Source organism: Verrucomicrobiia bacterium, assembly GCA_019634635.1.
GTDB lineage: Bacteria > Verrucomicrobiota > Verrucomicrobiia > Limisphaerales > UBA9464 > UBA9464.
The window spans coordinates 18,510-37,847 of sequence record JAHCBB010000014.1; the positions used below are offsets into that span (position 1 = coordinate 18,510).

Annotated in this window: 5 protein-coding genes; 4 read left to right on the forward strand and 1 reads right to left on the reverse strand. The window is 65.9% G+C overall.

The features are described 5' to 3' along the window. Window positions 1-36: 36 nt before the first annotated feature. Genes KF791_11420 through KF791_11430 form a run of 3 tightly spaced genes read left to right on the forward strand, consistent with a single transcriptional unit; the run spans window position 37 to window position 10,558 of the window. A complete protein-coding gene (locus tag KF791_11420) occupies window positions 37-9,012 on the forward strand; it encodes a hypothetical protein (protein MBX3733189.1) in 8,976 nt (2,991 codons plus the stop codon). 25 nt (window positions 9,013-9,037) lie between these two features. Next, entirely contained in the window at window positions 9,038-9,889 is an 852-nt protein-coding gene (locus KF791_11425) for a hypothetical protein (GenBank protein MBX3733190.1), read from the forward strand. Between the two features lie 21 nt (window positions 9,890-9,910). Then, entirely contained in the window at window positions 9,911-10,558 is a 648-nt protein-coding gene (locus tag KF791_11430) for a toxin-antitoxin system YwqK family antitoxin (protein ID MBX3733191.1), read from the forward strand. Between the two features lie 22 nt (window positions 10,559-10,580). On the opposite strand, the gene KF791_11435 is transcribed toward KF791_11430, so the two are convergent. After that, the gene (locus KF791_11435) at window positions 10,581-15,662 is read right to left on the reverse strand and encodes a protein kinase (protein MBX3733192.1); all 5,082 of its coding nucleotides are present in this window, start codon (window positions 15,660-15,662) and stop codon (window positions 10,581-10,583) included. Window positions 15,663-15,945: 283 nt separating this feature from the next. Here KF791_11435 and KF791_11440 point away from each other — a divergent pair, with 283 nt between their 5' ends. Next, window positions 15,946-19,293 (forward strand): VCBS repeat-containing protein, encoded by a 3,348-nt coding sequence (locus KF791_11440; GenBank protein MBX3733193.1) that lies wholly within the window; start codon window positions 15,946-15,948, stop codon window positions 19,291-19,293. The last annotated feature ends 45 nt before the right edge of the window (window positions 19,294-19,338 follow it).

The following is a 19,338-nucleotide window of genomic DNA, read 5'->3' on the forward strand; positions in this document are numbered from 1 at the left end:
GATCCTGCGCACCCGCCTCTTCCGTCCGGCGTTGTCATGAACACGCGATTCCTCAACCGGTTCCGGCTCCTGATCCCGGCCCTGTGCCTCGGGCTGTCGAATCCGCTGCTCGGGCAACTGGCAGGGCCCCTCGAGATTCGGGAGCCGGGGACACCCTACAACCGGCTTTCCGACGGCGGCCCGCCAAGGCCGCCGACGTCCCAGCAGCAGGAGGCCGCCGGCCTGACCACCGCGCCTCCGACCCGGGGCCAGTTCGCCGGGTGGATCAGCTATGGCGGTGTGGCTGCACCGCGACCCGCCCGGCGGATCGGCACCGCGCCCGCCCAGGGAACCCCCGTTCCCGGGGATGGTTTTGGGCAGCAGGCATTCGCCCTCGGACTCCCGCTGGTGCGCTCCGCAGGCGACGGTTCCGAGGTTCAAGTGGTGTTGCGACGCGCGACCGTCGGGGCGCCCCTCAACAACCGGCGCCTCGATTTCCGATACGGATCGGTGATCCCAGTACCCTCGACGGATGGGGACGGCCGCTTGCTGGCACCGGGTGCCGCCGAAGACTACTGGCTGGCGGAGCCATTCGCTGCGGACGGGCAACACCATTCCTCAGACTATTATTGGAGTCCTCACGCCCGGAAGGTCTTTGCGGCGCGGGCCGGTCCCATTGAGATCACCTGGAAGCGGCGCGAACCCGAGCCAGGGGCGATCAATGGACCTCCCGAGAATTACCATGTAGTCGCCGGACGCCACTTCCGGCTTCTCCGGGTCCGCTATGTGATCTCCAGCAGCCCGGTCCGGAGTCCCAGAACGATCTACTGGACCGAGGGCAAGTTCGCCCCCATCGGGAAGATGATCGAGGTGCCGGCGGCCCGGATCGGAGACATCCATGTGGTGTACAGCGGCCAGGTGCCCGCGCAGGTCGCGACACCGTTCGAGGGCGGGAACGATTTCGGATTCCAGGGACTGGATGAGAATGCGGTGCTGCCGGTCGAAACCCGGACCCTCTGGTATGACCGGACCCGCGGGCTGATCCGCGCCTACAACGCGGAAGGCCGCGTGCTCGTGGAAATTCTCGGGGATCCCAAGTCCGACGGGATCACCCGGGAGCCACTCGGAATGGAGATTGTCCAGATCGTGAAGCAGCCGTCACCGATCGGTGTGACCAATGAACTGGGGGCCCGCCTGACGGCCTTTGATCCCGCGCTTCAAAGGGATGATTCGCATCTGCAGCCATGGGAGATCCTAAACTCGATCCAGGCGGGCTACACCTTTCGACATGTGCCCGGCGGCCAGGACGTCCAGCACCTCTACGCCACGCGGGAGACCGTGTACCTGAACGATCTCTGGGTGCATTGGCTGGAGGAAGGCGTGGCTGGGTTGCGGTGGCCTCTCCATACCGTTCGTTACACATTGGAGTGGCCTCGAAGCCTGCGGGGCCCCGACTGGTCCCGAGGGGGCGCGGAAGTATCCAAATACAGCCACTACATCCGGCCCCCGGCCTCTGATGACGCAGAGGCAGCGACGACGGCCGTGCCGCTTCCGATTCGGAATGCCGGACAGATTGCGTGGCAGGATGCCCTGCCGCTCAGTGCCGCCGGCGAGCCCTTGGGGGCTCGAATCACCCCGGACCAAAAGTTCTACACCTACCTGGACACCAACCATCCGGTCCACCGCACGCTGCTCCGCTTCACGTCGGCAGACCAGGTGGCCTTCGACCGTGTGCTGTCATGGTTGAGTCCATCCCTCGTGCTCCAGGACCAGCTTCAGGCGGCCGCCGGAACCGGTCCGATCGTGGGTCAGGCGCCCCTTGCGGGATCCGTGGTGACCAATTTGACTGACTGGAGTTGGGGACAGAGGCGCCTCGACCTTGGGCGCGCACCCGGATCCAGTCCGCGCGTCCTCCGCGAAACGGTGGATGTCGGATCCCGCATCCGGCCGCCAGCGGACGAACCCGCGGTGGACCCGCGTGCCGACTATTGGGCGGGACACATTCGACGGGAGGTGGGAAGGGACTTCGACCCCTCCGCATACCGGGACCCATTTGAGGTCGGATTCAGTGAAGCCAACCGGGGGGCAATTCTTCCTGTCAATGCCCGGCCCAGCCCATTGAACCGACTGGAGGTCTGGTGGTTCCGGGCAAACGGGTTCGCCAACCGCCCCGGATTTGACACCATTTACTGGCCGTCCGTCATCGGACGTTACTCGATTCGATGGCCCCAGCAGCCGCGCGAGATTGTTCTGGCAAGCAACCAGGGCAGCGGCGGGTTGGGCAGCCTGGAGGCCAATGGCACCATTTACGTGCAGAATTTCCGGGAGCTGGACGGATACAATCCCAACGAGGAACACGCACTGATGCTTGGCGGGCAGGCGTATGCCCTGCGCGATGATCTGAACCTGTTCGGTTCGGGTACCGGCGCGGCAACCTACACCTCCGAGCCCTTCGTGCTGCTCAGGTACACTGCCGCCGATGGACGTCCGGACATGACTCCGTTCCGGGTGCTGAGGGAGAAGCCGGAAGCCGGGTGGGTCTTCGATTATCCGGTCCACGCAGGAACCATCCTGCAGGCCCCCATGCCGCTGCCACTGCTGGAGCGACCGCTGGTCCGTCGGGACGTCGGAGAACCGGAGCGCAGCCTCAATCAGCAACTGGGATTTGTGGACGTTTCCACCCCGGAGGCGGCCGGAAATTTCCCCTGGCTGGCCACGGTGACCTCGACGACGGAGCACTTTTTCCGGGCCTCGGACTACCAAGTGCTCGAACGGGGTTCCGGGGATTCCCTGGAGGGCTGGGGATTCTACCTCACCGGAGTCCAATACGCCCAGAAGCAGTTGACGGGGATCCCGCTCGACATTTCCCGGCCGCCGTTGCGTGTGCGTTCAGCAGGCCCCTATTTCCGCGAAGGAACCGGTGGGCAGCCGGAAGCCGTCCCGAACTCGCTGCGGTTTCTGGTGACCGATGACGGACCCTTTGCCAGCCCGGAGGCGGGCGACCGGGTCATGCTGCTCCCGACGGGCGCGGCCCCGTCGTTGTGGGAAGCGACGGTGCTTTCGATGGATTCCCGCGCGCGGGAGATCGCGGTGCAGTTTGCGAATTCCGGCGTGGCCGGGTCGGCCCTACAGGCGGGTGTCCTTTTGCAACCCGAAGCAAGCCGTCCCAGTTTCGCCGCGGGTGAGTGGCGTCTGGGGTCGAGCTGGCTAAATCCGGCTGCGCCCGCCGGACCCGGGGAACGCGCGTTTCTCTCGGGCCTGACCCTCCAGGATCGCAAGGGAAACGTCTGGGTGTACCGGGGCGCCCACGAAGCGGCGGATCCGGCGTCGTTCCGCATGCAGTTTTACTACCGGACACTGCCCGACTTCTACTTTCCCCAGTTGGAACCGTCGGCTCAGCCACCCGTGGGTACAGTCACCCCGTATCTGAGAAACCTGCTGGTGCCGGGGACGCGAAGCTATCATGGGGACGCCGTGCACGGGGATGCCGATTCGGATCGTGAGGGCGACGGGAATCCGCTCTGGATCACCTACCGCGCCCAGTGGCCTCCCGCTGCCCCGGTGCTCCAACGGGCGGAAACCTTGGCGCTTCCCAAGCGGGGACTGCCCGCAGTCCGCGGGCAGTCCAGCCTCAGGGTTGCCTATCAGCAGTCACGGGTACTGGGCGGAAGGGATCGCCCCTCGGTCGTCTTGCATGACGCCACCCGGGAGAAGGAATTCCGGCTCGGCGCACGAGACAACGGAACCCGGCTTGATGCCCTTCCGGATTCCGTCCACCACCAAACGTACCGAGGCCGGTCCTACTTCCCCAACCTGCCGCCCCATCTGGCGGAACGATTCTTTCTCGACCCCAACCGCGGGGACGGGGACGGATTCCGGACGTTTGGCGCCCTCGTGTTTCACGGACGATTCGTGGATGAGGCGCTCGGCGAAGACTACCTGCACCTGAACGTGCTGAGTCAGGCCGATCGCGATTCGCTGAAGGTCCTTTGCCTTCCCGAGGATCCGCGGAAAGGGCACTGGGATGCCGCGGTGGATGGGATGGCGACCGTGCTCGAGCGATTCCACGAGTCCCCGGCCCGACCGGGAACGTTCGTCGTGGACACCGGGTGGAATCCGGACGGCGACAGCGTCCCTGGGCAACGTGTCGGAATCGCTGATTTGGCGGCGCTTGATGACGACGAAATTGCCGTGGACTCGTATGCCCTCACGGCGGTGGGGCCGGACACCGGTTACGTGACCCTGATCGCAGGCAACGGGCTCGCATTCACCCCTCCCGAGGAACCGGTCAGCGTCCAGGTGCTCCGGGTCGTGGATCGTCTGTATCCCGGGGAACTCAAGGTCATCGAATCTCCCAATCCCCTCGCAGAGAAAGTCAGCCTGCAACAGGTCGTGGACCTCGCGGGTCAAACGGATGCCTACCTGTTCGAGTGGCGCATTGCCTCGCCGGTGGATGGTTTGCCCCCGCTGGTCTACCAGAATGTCCATGAAGTCCTTCTGAATTCAGGCGAGGTCTGGGAGCATCTGGAATATCCACTGGCTTCCGATTTCCCGGGTCAGGTCCACAACTTCCGGTCCGGGCTCCTGACGTCCGGCGTCCGGTCCGGCGTGGTTCCCAATCGAAGCCTGGCCTTGGAGCCATCGGCGCCCGAACGCGACGACCTGACGCTTCGGGTCCGCCTGCGAACCCCGAATGACGCGGCGCTCCTGCGCCCCGGCAACCGCGTGGTGCTCGGGGAGGCAACCGGATTGGAGCGACATGGAATCGTGATTACCGCCGACGCCACCGGCGCCGTCCGGGTCACCCTCGATCCCACGGGCACCGAACTGCCCGACACGTTCCGTCCGTCACGTCTGTTTGAGTCACCGGGCACCGGCCCTTCCAGCATTGTGGTTCGAGCGCTGGATCTTCCTGCAACGGCCTCACTGGGCTCCTTCTGGCTCAGCATGAATCTGGATGCCCAGTTGGGCGTTCGGGTTCATGTCAACGGCACTCCCGTCGTCACCGCAAACCTCGGAGATGGCGACACCGCCCCGCAGTCGCCGGCCAGCGCCTTCCGCCCGCTGTCGAAGGCGTACCGTCTGAGTCCCGCCGTGTTCGCCGGAGGCATCGTCCATCCAACGGACCCATCACTGATCCGCCATCAGGTGTCGGTTGAACTGTTCTCCCAGGCCAGGCCCGATGTCGCGCAGGCTTTCGATCTCAAGCTCGAGGCCCATCGGTTGACCGACGTCACCGGAGTCCGGACCGACTGGCTGGGCCGTGACGCGCCGGATGGCGTTCGCATGGTCCTTGGCGAAACCGCGGATGTGCGCAGCCTGTCCGACAACTACGTGATCATGCGCTATGCCTCGCGACCTGACGCCGGCGGGACGACCAACTGGTCCGTCTGGACCGAGCCGCAGCTCGTGGAGGGTTACATCAAGCGGGTGCTCAAGGGCATCAATCCGTTCAACCAACGGGTCAAGGATCTCTTCGAAAACCGGGTGAACACCGACGCCAGCATCCTCAGCCAGGCCGGCACCCGCTGGGAAGGCGACGTGGCGCTCAACCTCGACCAGATCAACAACTACGGGCTCATTGAAATTTATGAGACCGTACTGCGGCGCGGGCGCATGCTGAGCATTGATGCCGGCATCAATTTCGGTCCCGCGAACGACGCGCTGCTGCTGGCCGCCGGCTATCTGAACGACCTGTACATGATGGTCGGCAATGAGGCCGCCGCGGATGCGGCCAATCCGACCATCGGCATCGGGACCAAGGACCGGACGTACGGCGACGTGGCCACCGCGCTGTTTGCCTTCAAGGGACAGGTGGCCTCGCTCCTCGATGAGGAGCTCGCCCTGCTGCGCGGAAGGGACGACTTCCTGCAGCCCGGAGTCACCGTGGCCCCGGTATACAACCGCCTGATCTGGAACTATACCCGGGGCATTGACTCGGGCGAGGTGATTTACGCCCTGAACTACAACATCCAGGAAAACAACGACACCGGCGTGAACGGCACGGTGGATGCCGACGATGCACGCCGGATGTTTCCGCAGGGGCATGGGGACGCCTACGGACACTACCTCACCGCGACGAAGGGATATTATTCCCTGTTGATGGACACCGACTTCGACTGGATTCCAAGGACCGAGGCCGTGCTGGTGCTCGGAAAACCGGTGCAGGTGGATTACTCGGACGAACGGAAGTTTGCGGCGGCCGCCGTGGCGCTGGCGCGCACCGGACGCCAGATCTTCGACCTGACCTGGCGGCAGGAGCACACAGGGAGCGGCGACTCCGGCTGGAAGGACTATGGCTCCACGCGATCCAATACGCGCCGCGCTTTGCCCACCACCCGATTCTGGGGGCTCGACCACTGGGCGTCGCGCACGCAGCAGGGTGCCTACCTCAACTGGGTGCTCGGGAACACCCTGCTTCCGGAGGAGGACCCCGACCCGGATCACGAGGGCATCCAGCGCATTGACCGGAGAACCGTGCCGGAATTAAGGGAGCTGGCCTCGATCGCCGGGGACCTCCAGAGCGCGCTCGACCAGGCCGACGCACGGCTGTCCCCCTTGGGACTTCCGGCCGGGTCTCTGGCGTTCGACATCAATCCCAACCTGGTGGCCGGCGCGGAACCGCAAACCCACTTCGAGCAGGTCTATGCCAGGGCGCGAGGGGCGCTCAGGAACGCGGTGACGGCGTTTGATGATGCCAAGGATGTCACCCGGTTGATGCGGTCGGAGTCAGATGCCCTCGCGGAATTCCAGGCGCAGGTGGCCTCAGCGGAGACCGCGTATCAGACCCGGTTGACCGAGCTTTACGGGAGTCCCTATCCCGATGATGTGGGCCCCGGAAGGACCTACCCGACCGGCTATGCGGGCGAAGACCGGTTCCACTTCATGTACGTTGACAACGTGGAACTGACCTATGGGAATCTTGGCGAGGGCTACGGACTGCAACCCAGGGAACCCGCAGTCTTCACGCTGGATTACCAGCCGTACCCGGACGGTTGGGCGGACCGGCTGTTCAAGGAGCCAGGCATCGTTGAAGTGGATACCAAGCCCAATACCAATGCGTATGCCGCCAATCCGCATCACATCAAGTTCACCCTGCCATCCCATGGTTTCTTCGGGAAGCCGGAGTCCTGGCGCAGCCGTCGCGAGACGCCCGGACGAATTCAGCAGTCTATCTCAGATATCATCAAGGCGAGGAACCATCTCGCCGCCGCCCTGAATAACGCCGATGGAGCCAAGGATGATGTGGACAAGGCAATCCAGGCGCTGAGCGCACGGATTGAGAACCGGCAGGATATTCGCCGCCTCGAGCGTTCGCTGCTGGCCGGCCGGGATGCAATCGCAGTCGTTAAGGTGGCGGATGAAGTCCTCCGGGCGAGCCTGAGCGCTGCGAAGGCTATTTTTGAAACCGTGGAAGATGGATCCAAGATGGCGACCACAACCCTATTGATCGCGGGAGTCGCAGCCGGCACCGACAACAAGGGATTGGCTATTCCTGCACATACTGTGAAGGGCATTGCCAGCGCGACCGCGGACCTGTCTTCAATCACCAGTCTTTCGATGACCAAGGCCGCCGAAGCGGCCGCCGAATCCGGGGAACGATGGGTGCGATTCCTTGAGATTGCAGAGAAGGAGTGGGACTTGGAGTTGCGATCGTCCGTCGCTGCCATCGGGGACCTTTTGTGGAAGCAGCACGCCGCACTGTTCGGCATCAACCAGCGCCTGCAGGAACTCGAGGACGCCCAGCGTCGCTATCGCGGGCTCCTGGCCGAAGGGGACCGGATCCGCGACGAGCGACAGGTGTTCCGCCAGCGGGCCGCCGCGGTGATCCAGGGATTCCGGACCCGCGATGCGGCCTTCCGGATTTTCCGCAACGAGAAGCTGGAACGGTACAAGAGCTTGTTCGATCTGGCGGCGCGTTACGCGCTCCTCGCAGCCAATGCCTACGACTACGAGACGGGGCTCCTGAGCACGGGCTCGGGAAGGGACTTCGTCCGGCGGATCATCGGCTCCCGGGCGCTCGGGGTCGTCACGGGGGGAGAGCCCCAGTTCGCGGGCAGCAACACCGGCGACCCGGGACTCTCCAGCGCCCTCGCGGAAATGAAGGCCGATTGGGATGTGCTCAAAGGGCGCCTGGGATTCAACAACCCCGATGCCTACGGCACCACGGCCTCGCTGCGTACCGGTCATTTCCGGTTGCCGGCCGGCGACGGGGGAGACGCCGCCTGGCGGGATTCCCTGCAGCGCGGCCGTACCGACAACCTTCTCCGGGACCCGGACGTGCGCCGATACTGTCTCCAAATCCAGGGCCGGGAGGATCTCCCGGTTCCGGGGATCGTTCTCGAATTCTCCACCACCATCGCGCCCGGCTTGAATCTCTTCGGCCGTCAATTGGCCGCCGGCGACCACGCGTTCAGCCCGACGGCCTTTGCGACCAAAATCCATGCCGCCGGCGTGGCACTCGACGGCTACGTGGGCATGGACGCCCCCGCGGGCAATCGCGCGTCCGTCAGCTTCGCCGGCGGCGTTTCCCCGGAGGAACCTTCCCTCGCCTTCCTCGCTCCCGGCGGATTGTCGGCGACGCCCTACGTGTACCTCGTACCCGTGGGCCAGGACTCCATGCGCACGCCCCCGCTGGGGGATGCCAGCGACATCCGGACCTGGAGCGTAGATGACGTGACCATCCCGCTGCCGTTCAACATCGGCGCTTCTGATCGTTCGATGCCGGCCCTGTGGCAGTCCAGTTCCTCGCTCAGCGAACCGATGTTTGGCATCCGGAAACATCCGGCGTTCCGGCCGGTGGCGAACGCCCAACAGTTTCCCAGCACCATCTTCAACGGGGTCGGTGGCCTTGCGCCCTCCCAGTACACCAGCCGGCGGCTCATCGGACGCTCGGTGTGGAACAGCCGGTGGAAGCTGGTGATCCCCGGAAGCACGCTGCTCCACAACCCGGAAGAGGGTCTGGATCGTTTCGTCCGGACCGTCCGCGACATCCAACTGCACTTCGTGACCTATTCCTACTCGGGCAATTGATCGAACGACGCATCCCCCCTCGGAAATGAAGAATCCCCGGATCCCCAAGCACGGCTGGTGCTGCGCCACCTTGGTGCTGTGTCTGGCCTCGCCGTTCGTCGCCCAAGCCTTCCCGCCAGCGCCGCACCATGTCATTCACGGAATGGTCCGTGACGAATGGGGGAACCCCATCCGGACGCCCGGAGCCCGCGTGCTGTTCGAGACGTCAGACGGCGGCGTCCGCTCAGCCCCTCTGGCCGACGGGGTCTGGCCGGGCCGCAATTACCGGCTTGAAATCCCATTGGACGCCGGCGTGACGTCGGACCTGTACTCGGCCACGGCATTGCGGCCCACCGTCGGTTTCCGCATGCGGGTGGTGGTCGGAAGCCAGGTGTATCTCCCCATGGAGATGGTCGGCCGGCTGGAATCCCTCGGCGAACCGGCAGGAATCACCGTGCTGGATCTCACTCTCGGGGAGGATACGGATGGCGACGGGTTGCCCGATGCCTGGGAACGGGAGTTGGCCCGGCGCCTCGGCCTCAGCTTCGAGGACATCCATCCGGACGCCGACCCTGATGGCGATGGACTCAGTAACCGGGAGGAATACCTTGCCGGAACCTATGCGTATGACCCGGCCAATGGATTCCTCCTGACCATCGAAACCGGTGATGATGCGCTCCCCCTGCTGCGGTTTCTTTCCGTCCCGGGGAGAACCTACGCGCTGACCGGTTCTGCCGAACTCGACGCCGAGTGGCAGCCCGTGGAGTTTCAATCCGCTGATGCACCGGCCCCGGCGCCGGGCCAGGTCAGTTACCATGGCAGGGATGTCCGGATCGTCCGGGTGCACCCGGCGCCGGCCGCGATGGAGTTCAAGTATTTCAAGCTGACCGTTCGTTGAACGAATCAGGGAGCCCGGCCAATGAACCCTGAAAGTCCGATTTCGAGACGCGGGTGGGTTGTGGGCATCGCAGTGCTCGCGATCCTGGCCGCGCTGGTGATGGGATTCCGGGAGCGATGGTCCCGCCGGCCGTCCGAACCCGGGCTGGCTGAGGTCCCGCGGTCCAGTCTGGAGGCGCGGGAAGGCGCGCTGTGGCTTCGCAATGGAGCCCGACCGTTCACCGGATGGATGGTGGACCGCCATCCGGACGGCGACCTGCTCGCCCGATCCCAACTCGTGGACGGGCGGCTTCACGGTGCGTCCGAGGCGTGGCACCCAAATGGCACCCTGGAGCTCCGGGAGTTTTTCCGTGGGGGTGTGGCCCACGGTCCTCGTGTCCGGTGGCATTCGAACGGACAGACCGCATCTTCCGTGGAGCTGGTGGACGGGCAAATGGAGGGACCCTTTCGACGGTGGCACGAGAACGGGGTCCTCGCCGAGGAGATTCCGATGCAGCGCGGTCGTGCGAGCGGGATCGCGCGTGCCTATTACCCAGGGGGCTCTCTGAAATTCGAAGCGGTGCTGGACGGAGACCATGCGCTCCACCTGCAGACTTGGTCCGACGGGGAGAAACCGGCGATCGCCGGCGCGGCAACGAGGCGATCGCCTGTTGCCGTCATGGACCCGTGACTATGGCCACGGAATGGCATGGTCAAGGTCCGATCAAAGACAGATCTGCCCTCATCCGCTCCCGGGCCTCATCGGACAGGATCCGCGCCCCCAATGCATCCGACCGCAATACCAGAAGCGACAAGGATGGACGCCCTGGGAAGTGTCCAAGTGTCGAGTCCAGAGCGACCAGGTCTTCGCGCGCAGCATCCGATTGTCCCAGGTGGAGCCTCGCCAACGCCCTGCAGGCCAGGGCCAAATCCTGCGAGTCGGGCGGCGGGCTCTCCCGTGCAGTCACCTCGGCGAGAAGGAGAACCGCCTCACGCGGTTGACCCTTCCGAACGGATGCCAAGGCAGCCGCAACGGTGAGCTGAGGTCTGCCCGGATCATGCAGAGGGAGCGCATCCAAGTAGGGTCGCGCCAGATGAACCGCCCGTTCGTGCAACCCGCCATCCTGGGGCGGACGCAAAAGACAGGTCTTGAAGGCGTTGTAGGAGGTTTTGGGATCGCCCCATTGCGTCTCCAGACCCACCAGTCGCCGGCAGAGTTCCTCGTACTCCCGGAGCCGACCCAGCCAGAGCGAAATCGCGGCCAGGTGCGCGACGTGCTCGGCGTCCGCGGGCATGGCCGAGACGCAGCGCCTCAGGGTCTCCACATAGGCGTCGAGGGCCAGGGACCGAACGTCGGAGTGACCCGACACGCTTCCCGCCGTTGCCAGCCGTTCCCAGGCTTGCAGAACGCGCCGTCCGTCCTCTGCCGCCAACCCGCCGCTGATCTCTGAACAAAGTGCCAAAGACTGTCGAATCGCCGCATGACCGGCAGGTGCGTTCCCGCCAGGCAGGACCGTGGGCGGTACGAGGGCGACCAGATCGGTCAGCAGGCTCATGCGATCCAGGAACGCCTCCATCCCGGTTCGAGACAACCGGTCGATGCCCGTCCTCAGCGCTTCGACTGCCTCCGCCAGTCTGCCTTCGTGACGCAGCGCACCGGAGAGCAACTGCCAGGATCTTCCGTCGTCCGGTTGGTGCCCGAGACCCTCCCGCGCGATGCGTCCCGCTTCCGTCCAGTCGCCTGTCTGGGCCTGGACCAATCCCAAGGCGCGCCAGGCCTCCGCGTTCCGGGAATCCAGGCGCAGGGCTTGCTCGGCCGCGAATCGTGAAGCCGGCAGTTGCAACGCAGACCGAGCGACCATCGCCCATCGGGCCCACGCCCGTGCGTTTCCGGGGTCCAATGCGAGCGCCTCGCGCAGACGGTCGGGCGCATTTTCATCAATGCGTTGCCGGACGTATTCCACAACGGCGACCATCGAGTGGGGCGACAGGGGCCTCTCTCCCGGTTCCGAGGTGATCCAACCGGCGGTGCGCGCGTAGAAATCATCATCCGCCGTCACGGCGGGCGCCTCCCGGTGGTCCAGCGCCCCCAGTTCAAAGGCATCGCGCATCAGGGGGGACCCCGTGGTGCCGGAGGCGACCCACGCATTCACCCCGGCTAGGAACCAACGTGGAAGAGGCACCGGCGCCGGATGCGCCTCCCAGACCCTCGCGGTGGCGTCGGAAGACGCCGTAACCACCCACCGTCCATCCGGACTGAATCGGGCTGATGTGATGCCCTCCGTGTGACGGAAGGGTTCCGCCATCAACTCGCCGGTCCGGGCATCCCAAATCCGGGCGAGTCCATCCCACGAGGCGGTCAACACGCGCCGCCCGTCCGGGCTGAAATCCGCAAAGACGACGCCCCCGCCATGGCGCATCGGCTCTGCCACCGGCCGGCCGCTCCGGGATTCCCAGATCCGGGCGGTACGATCCTCCGATGCCGTGACCACGTACTCGCCATCCGGGCTGAACCGGGCACTGACGACGGAAGCCTCGTGACGCATGGAACCCGACGCCGGATGACCGCCTTCGACATTCCACACTTGCGCGGTGTGATCCAAGGAGGCCGTGACCAACTGCAGACCGCCGGGACTGAACTCCGCGCCGACCACCGAACCTTTGTGGCGGAGGGGTGCGACCAATGGACGCCCGGTGCGCGCATCCCAAATGCGGGCGGTCTGATCGAATGCCGCCGTGGCAATCCGGGCGCCATCCGGACTGAACCGTGCCGATGCGACAAAATCCCCGTGGCGCATCGGCCCAGTCACCAGCCTGCCAGACCGCACCTCCCAAACCCTGGCGGTGCCGTCGTCCGACGCCGTGACCACCCGGGATCCGTCCGGACTGAACTGGGCACCACGGACACCTTTGTCGTGCGCCAGCGGCCCGGCCAACAGGGTTCCGGTCTCAGCATCCCAAATCTTGGCGGTGCGATCGTCAGAGGCCGTCACGATCCGGGATCCGTCCGGACTGAAGCCCGCGGAATGCAGGCCGGCGTCGTGCCGCATCGGTTTTCCCACGGCCCGTCCGGTCCGCGCATCCCAAAGGCGAACGGTGCCATCCCGGGAGGCCGTCAATACGCGCAGCCCATCGGGACTGAAGCGGGCATCGGTCACAGCGCCAACGTGTCGCAAGGGCTGGGGCAGTGGTGGAATGCCCCGGATCTTCCAGACGCGGGCGGTGCCATCCAGGGATGCCGTGACGACCCGCCCGCCATCTGGGCTGAACTTGGCCTGGAACACCAAACCCTCGTGACACATCGGCTCGGAGAGCGGGCGTCCCGTCAGGGCGTCCCACACCCGCGCCGTGCTGTCAGCGGATGCCGTCAGGATGCGAAGCCCATCCGGACTGAAGGTGGCCCACTGAACCCCACGCTCGTGCCGGAGCGCCTCGGTTTGCGGGCGCCCATCATGCGCGTCCCAAATCCGGGCGGTCCCGTCTGTGGACGCCGTCAGCACCCGAAGACCATCCGGGCTGAATTCTGCCGTAACCACCCGTCCACCATGACGGATCGGCTCGCCCAGCGGCTGACCCCTTGAGGCGTCCCAAAGCCGCGCCGTGCCATCCCAGGAAGCCGTGACGACGCGCAACCCATCTGGACTAAAGCGGGCCAAGACAACCCGATCTTTGTGCCACAAGTGATCCGTCCTTGGCTCCCCAGTGTCGGCGTCCCAGACCCGACCCGTGCCGCTCCACGAAACGGCCGCAATCCAGCGCGCGTCGCGACTGAAAACCGCGGATTGGGCGTATTGACCGTGGTGAATTGCCCGAAGCAGAGATGCCCCTTCCACGCCGTCCCTTATGTGCACAATGCCGTCCTCGGCGGCGGCGGCAAGTCGCGAGCCGTCGGGACTGAATTCGAGCGAGGTGAACGCCGAATTGTTGGTGATCGGTTCCACCAGTGGCTCCCCTGTATCCGCATTCCAGAAGCGCAGCGTCCGGTCTGCCGAGGCGGTTGCCAGGCGATGGCCGTCCGGACTGAACCGCACGGCCGTGACGAGAGCCTCGTGGCGCAGCGGTTCGGAAAGCGGCTCACCGGTGCGTGCATCCCAAAGGCGGGCCGTGCCGTCCCAGGACGCCGTGGCGACCCGCAGACCGTCGGGACTGAACTCAACCTCCGTGACCGCCGCCTCGTGGCGTAGCGGCGGTGCCAGCGGCTGCGGGAACGGGACGAGCACCGCAGAAACCAATCGGGAAGCGGCCAGGCTGTTGGACGGATTCCGTTGCAGGATTTGGGAGAGCAGGCCGATCGCCGGCAACCGTCGGTTCGCTTCAAAGTGGTCGTTGGCCTGCCGGAGCAGCATCTGCTGGAACAACTCCTCGACGCGCCCCCGTTCCCGGGCCTCGGCATCCGCCGCTGCTTCCGCGGCGCGGCGGGCCTCCTCGGCAAGGGCCACATGCGCGCGGAGTTGCTGATTGGCCCAGGCTTCCTGGGTCCGGGCACGGTTCGCGATCGCGGCCATCCGAAGACTGACGGCACCCCCGACCGCGAAAGCGAGGAAGACGACCGCGACCGCCCCAAACGCCATCCGATGCCTGCGCACGGCCTTTTGGAACCGATACAGCGGCCCCGGCGGACGCGCGACCACAGGCTCATGATCCAGAAACCGTTGCAGGTCCGCCGCCAGACCGTTCGCCGTCTCGTAGCGACGTGTTCGATCCTTTGCGAGGCACTTCATCACGATCCAGTCGAGGTCCTGGTCAATCTTGATGCCGCAACCATCCGGCGGGCTCGCCGGGATGCCGCCCCGGGAAGTCCGCCCGGGCCTGCGGTGGGGTCCCCTCCTGCTGGGCCATTCCGGTTCCGTTTCGCGAATCACCCGTCGCATCCCATCCAGGCCACGGGAGCCCAATTGGTCGGAGTCAAACGGCGGATGGCCCGTCAACAGTTCGTACAGGATCGCTCCGAGACTGTAGATGTCGCTCCGGGTGTCCACGTCCAGTTCACCGAGCGATGCCTGCTCCGGACTCATATAGGCCGGAGTTCCAATCAACTGGTACGGCCACGTGCAGGCGGTCCGATCGGTCAACCGACCCTCGATCGCCTTGGCGATGCCGAAGTCTATGACTTTGGGCACGGGAGCGCCGTCCTGGAGGATGACCAGGATGTTCGAGGGCTTGATGTCCCGATGGACCACTCCCTTTTGGTGAGCGTGCTGGACCGCCTTGCAGACCTTGATGAACAGGGCAATGCGCTCCGAGATCGCCAGACGCTCGCGGTCGCAGAAGTCGGTGATCCGAACCCCCGGGACGAGTTCCATCAAAATATAGGGGCGTCCGCCATCGGTGGTGCCGGCATCAAAGACCCTGGCGATCCCGGGATGATCCATCCGGGCAAGCGCCTGACCCTCGGCTGCAAAACGCGCCACCCCCTCCCTTGTGTCCATGCCAAGCCTGATGACCTTGACGGCAACCCGACGGCGCACCGGCCGGGTCTGCTCGGCCAGATACACCACGCCGCACCCGCCTTCGCCGATCTTTTCGAGCAACTGGCACGTCCCGACGCTTTGCCCCACGACGGGATCGGTCAGATGCCATCCCTCCAAGACCACCCGGCTCCGCGATTCTGAAAGGGCTCCGGCATGCTCGTGGGCGGACAACAGCGCCTCCAGCCGGGCCCTCAATTCGGGACGGCCGGCACATCCGGCGTCCAGGAACGTGGAACGTGAAATTGCCGGCAGTTCCAACGCCCGGAAGAAGAGGGTTTCCTCAAGGGCGAGTCCGTCGGTCCCGCTGGATTCTACGGGATTCATTCGCGGCGATCCCAAGGGTTTAAGCGAAATCCCCTTGGGATGTCCAGCGTCCCGCCGTCCGTGCTGCAGGGCTCGTTTTGAATTTGCAAGCCGTTGACGGGGAATTCGTGAGAGACGGAGGTCGTGCAGTTTAGGAGGCGTGCGTGAGGAATGCAGCAGCCGGAGGGGCAGACGCAATCCCAAGAAGGGGAGGGCCGCGACGCGGCAGGGACGCCCCATCCCGCGGGCACCCCACATTTTCTTGAAGCCGGAGGGCGCGTCGCCGGATATCGTTGCACCCCGTATGACGCCGCATCGAAAACAGGGCGGGCTCGCAGGGGTCGGGTATGTGGCCGGAGTGCTGCTCCTGGTCGCCGGGATTGCCGGCCTCGCGTGGTGGATGTCGGGCCGCAGCGGACGCGGAAGCGATCCCGAGGCAGCGTTTGCGTCCGCCATGAACTCCGGCAAGACGTTCTTCGAGCGGGGCGAACCGTCCAAGGCCATCGAGGCCTTTCAACGGGGCCTGGCGATGAATCCCGCCAATCCGGATGCACGCCTCAACCTTGCCAATGCCCATCTGCTGGCGGGGCATCCCGGGCCCGCCGCGGCCGAGGCGCGCGAGGCGCTGCACTACGAACCAGGCAATGCGGCCGCGCTCTATGTCCTCGGGTGCGCCCTGCTCCGTCAGAACCAGTTCTCCAATGCCGTTCAGGTCCTCACCGAGGCCAAGGCCGCCGATCCCACGGAAAATCCGGTGAGCTTTCAGCTGGGGCGCGCCTTCCTCGGTTGGGGCCGCCCGGAGGAAGCCGCAGCCCAGTTTGAGGAGGTCCTTCAATTCGAGCCCGATCATCCGGCGGCCCACTACCTGTTGTCCCAGGCGCTGCTGCGTCTGGGCCGGGGCGAGGAGGCGCAACAGTCCCTTGCCGAACACCAGCGCATCAATGCCGGCAAGGTCGGTGGCGCCGACGACCCGGCCCAGTTCGAGCGAAGCAAGTACACCGCGATCCGCGCGCCCTTCGAACTTGAGCAGCCCGGACCCGCAGGGGTGAGGGTCCGGTTCGTGGACGACACCGCCCGGGCGTTCGGAGCCGGTGCCGGCGCGCTGCGGGGTCCGATCGCCTTGTTGGACATCAACCGTCGCGGCGCGAACGACCTCCTCCTGGTCGGGCCGGAGGGCGTGCGCCTCCACCTCAATTCGAACGGCGTGTTCACCGCCGCCGCGGAGCCCCTGCCCGTGACCGGCGCCGGGACCGTGGCCGCAGCGGTCGTGGGCGACGTACAAAACGACCGCTATGAGGATGCCCTGCTGGTCAGCCCGGAAGGAGTGACCCTGCTCCGATTCGCCACCAACGGCTTGTTCACCGACGTCACCGCATTTTCGGGCCTGCGCCAGGCCGGCGCCGCCGGACGCGCCGCGGCGCTGGCCGACCTCGACTTCACCGGCAAACTCGGACTCCTCCTTGCCGATCCTGCGGGCAACCTCCGTGCCTTCACCAACCTGGGAACCGGACTCTTCCGCGAACGCCGGGCCCCGGAGGGCGCGCCGGATCCGTTCGCGGTCAGCGACGTGACGCAGATCACCATCGAGGATCTCAACAATGACGACCTGCCGGACGTGCTCCTCACCCGGAGCCATCAGCCGCCCGTCCTGCTTCTCAACGTCCGCGGCGGCGGCCTGAGCGCCAGCAACCAGCCGCCGGACTGGCCCGTCGCGCGCGCCGTGGCCACCGGGGACTTCAACAACGATCTGCGCATGGATGTCGCCCTGGCCACCGCCGGCGCCGTCGAGCTCCGGTTCAGCGGCGTGAAGGAACCCAGGCGCCTTGCGGCCCGGGGCCACCAGATCGAAGGCCTGCGCGCACTGGATTACGACAACGACGGCTGGCTCGACCTGGTGGCCTGGGGCGCCGACGGCTTCCACGTGTGGCGCAACCGCGGAAGCCTCGGGTTTGAGGACACCACCGCCGCCCTGGGACTGGACGGGTTCCGCGGCCGCCGCATCCGTGACTTCGCGGCCGCGGATTTTGATGGGGACTGCGACACCGACTGGATCGTGGATGTCGAGGGAGAGGGCCTGCGATTTCTGCGCAACGACGGCGGAAACGCCAATGCGATGGTGAAGCTTCGCCTGCTGGGCAACCGGTCCAATGCCAGTGCGCTCGGCATCAAGGTGGAGTTTGCCAGCGGCGGCTGGAGGACCCTCCGCACCGTCCAGCAACTGCCCGTTGAGATCGGGGTGGGGCGGCGTCCGGTCCTCGACCTCGTGAGCACCCGCTGGTTCGACACCCGGCTCGACACCACCGAAGTGACGACCGAGTGCCAGCAGCCCCTCGTGGTCTTCGAATTGGTGCTGCCCACCGGGTCGTGTCCCTACCTGTATGCCTGGGACGGCACGCGCCACCGCTTCATCACCGACCTCCTCGGCGCGGCGCCCATCGGACTCCCGGTGGCGCCGGGACGCTACATTGAAGCCGATCCCGATGAACTGGTGCGTCTCGGCTCGGACCGGGACCTGGCGCCACGGGACGGCCATTACGAGCTTCAGATCACCGAGGAGCTGCGTGAAATCCTCTACCTCGACTCGGCGCGCCTCGTGATCGCGGACCATGCGCCCGGCACGGAGGTGTTCGCCACATCGAAGCTGGTGCCGGGACGCCCCTTCGCGGCGCCCGGCCTGGTCCAGTTGGGGGGACGCATTCCACTACGCCACGCCACTGTATCCCCGGCGGACGGCAAGGATTCCGCGGACGTCACGCGGGCACTTTTGGAAACCGATGGCCGGCGCGTCTCTCCAATCCAGCTCCGCGAAACCCAGTACCGGGGTCTCGCCGAACCCCATGTCGTAACCCTGGACTTCGGGGAACTGCCCGAGCGCGGTCCGCTGGCCATGGCCCTCACCGGCTGGCTGCGCTTTGGTGGCGGCATGGCCAACATCGCCGCGTCTCACCAGCCGGAGTTCCCCTTCCCCTTCCCGGTCCTGGAAGCCGGGACGCCGGACGGCTGGCAGGTCGTGGACGTCACCGTCGGCGCCCCGGCCGGCAAGACCAAGGGCATCTACGTGGACCTCACCGACCGGCTGCCCAAAGGCACCCAACAACTGCGACTGCGGCAGGCCTTCGAGATCCACTGGGACCGCATCGCCCTGTTCACCGAAATCACGCCGATCCAGGGGGTCTCCGTTGCCCCTGCGTCCGCCGATCTTCATTGGCGCGGATACAGTGTTTTCGAGGAGCGCCCCTGGACGGATCCGCTGACACCCGAATATGGGAACGTCCGCCCCACCCCCCCCTGGCACATCACCCCATCGGGCTGGGCCACGCGATATGGTCCGGTGGGGGAGCTGTTGGCGGACAATGACAACGGTCTCGTAATCCTGGCGGGCGGGGATGAATTGACCCTCCGTTTTTCGGTGGGCGCCCTGCCGCCCCCCGCTTCCGGTCAGGAGCGTGACCTGTTCCTCGCCGTCACCGGGTGGGACAAGGATGCCGACTATCACGTGGCGCACGGCAGCACCATCGAGCCGCTGCCGTGGCGGGACATGGATGACCAACGCCATGGGATCGAACCGCGGCCGGCATTCCCATCCGATGCCTTGCATGACCGTTTCAACACCCGCTGGGTTGGCAGCCGGACATTCTCGCGGAGGCGGTAGACCTCACGGTGCCGGGAAGTTCATAGGAAAGGGATTGCGGGATGC

Coding starts and splice junctions, on each gene's coding strand:
- KF791_11425 (MBX3733190.1), top strand. CDS start 9,038: ATGAAGAATCCCCGGATCCCCAAGCACGGCTGGTGCTGCGCCACCTTG.
- KF791_11440 (MBX3733193.1), top strand. CDS start 15,946: ATGACGCCGCATCGAAAACAGGGCGGGCTCGCAGGGGTCGGGTATGTG.
- KF791_11435 (MBX3733192.1), bottom strand. CDS start 15,662: ATGAATCCCGTAGAATCCAGCGGGACCGACGGACTCGCCCTTGAGGAA.
- KF791_11420 (MBX3733189.1), top strand. CDS start 37: ATGAACACGCGATTCCTCAACCGGTTCCGGCTCCTGATCCCGGCCCTG.
- KF791_11430 (MBX3733191.1), top strand. CDS start 9,911: ATGAACCCTGAAAGTCCGATTTCGAGACGCGGGTGGGTTGTGGGCATC.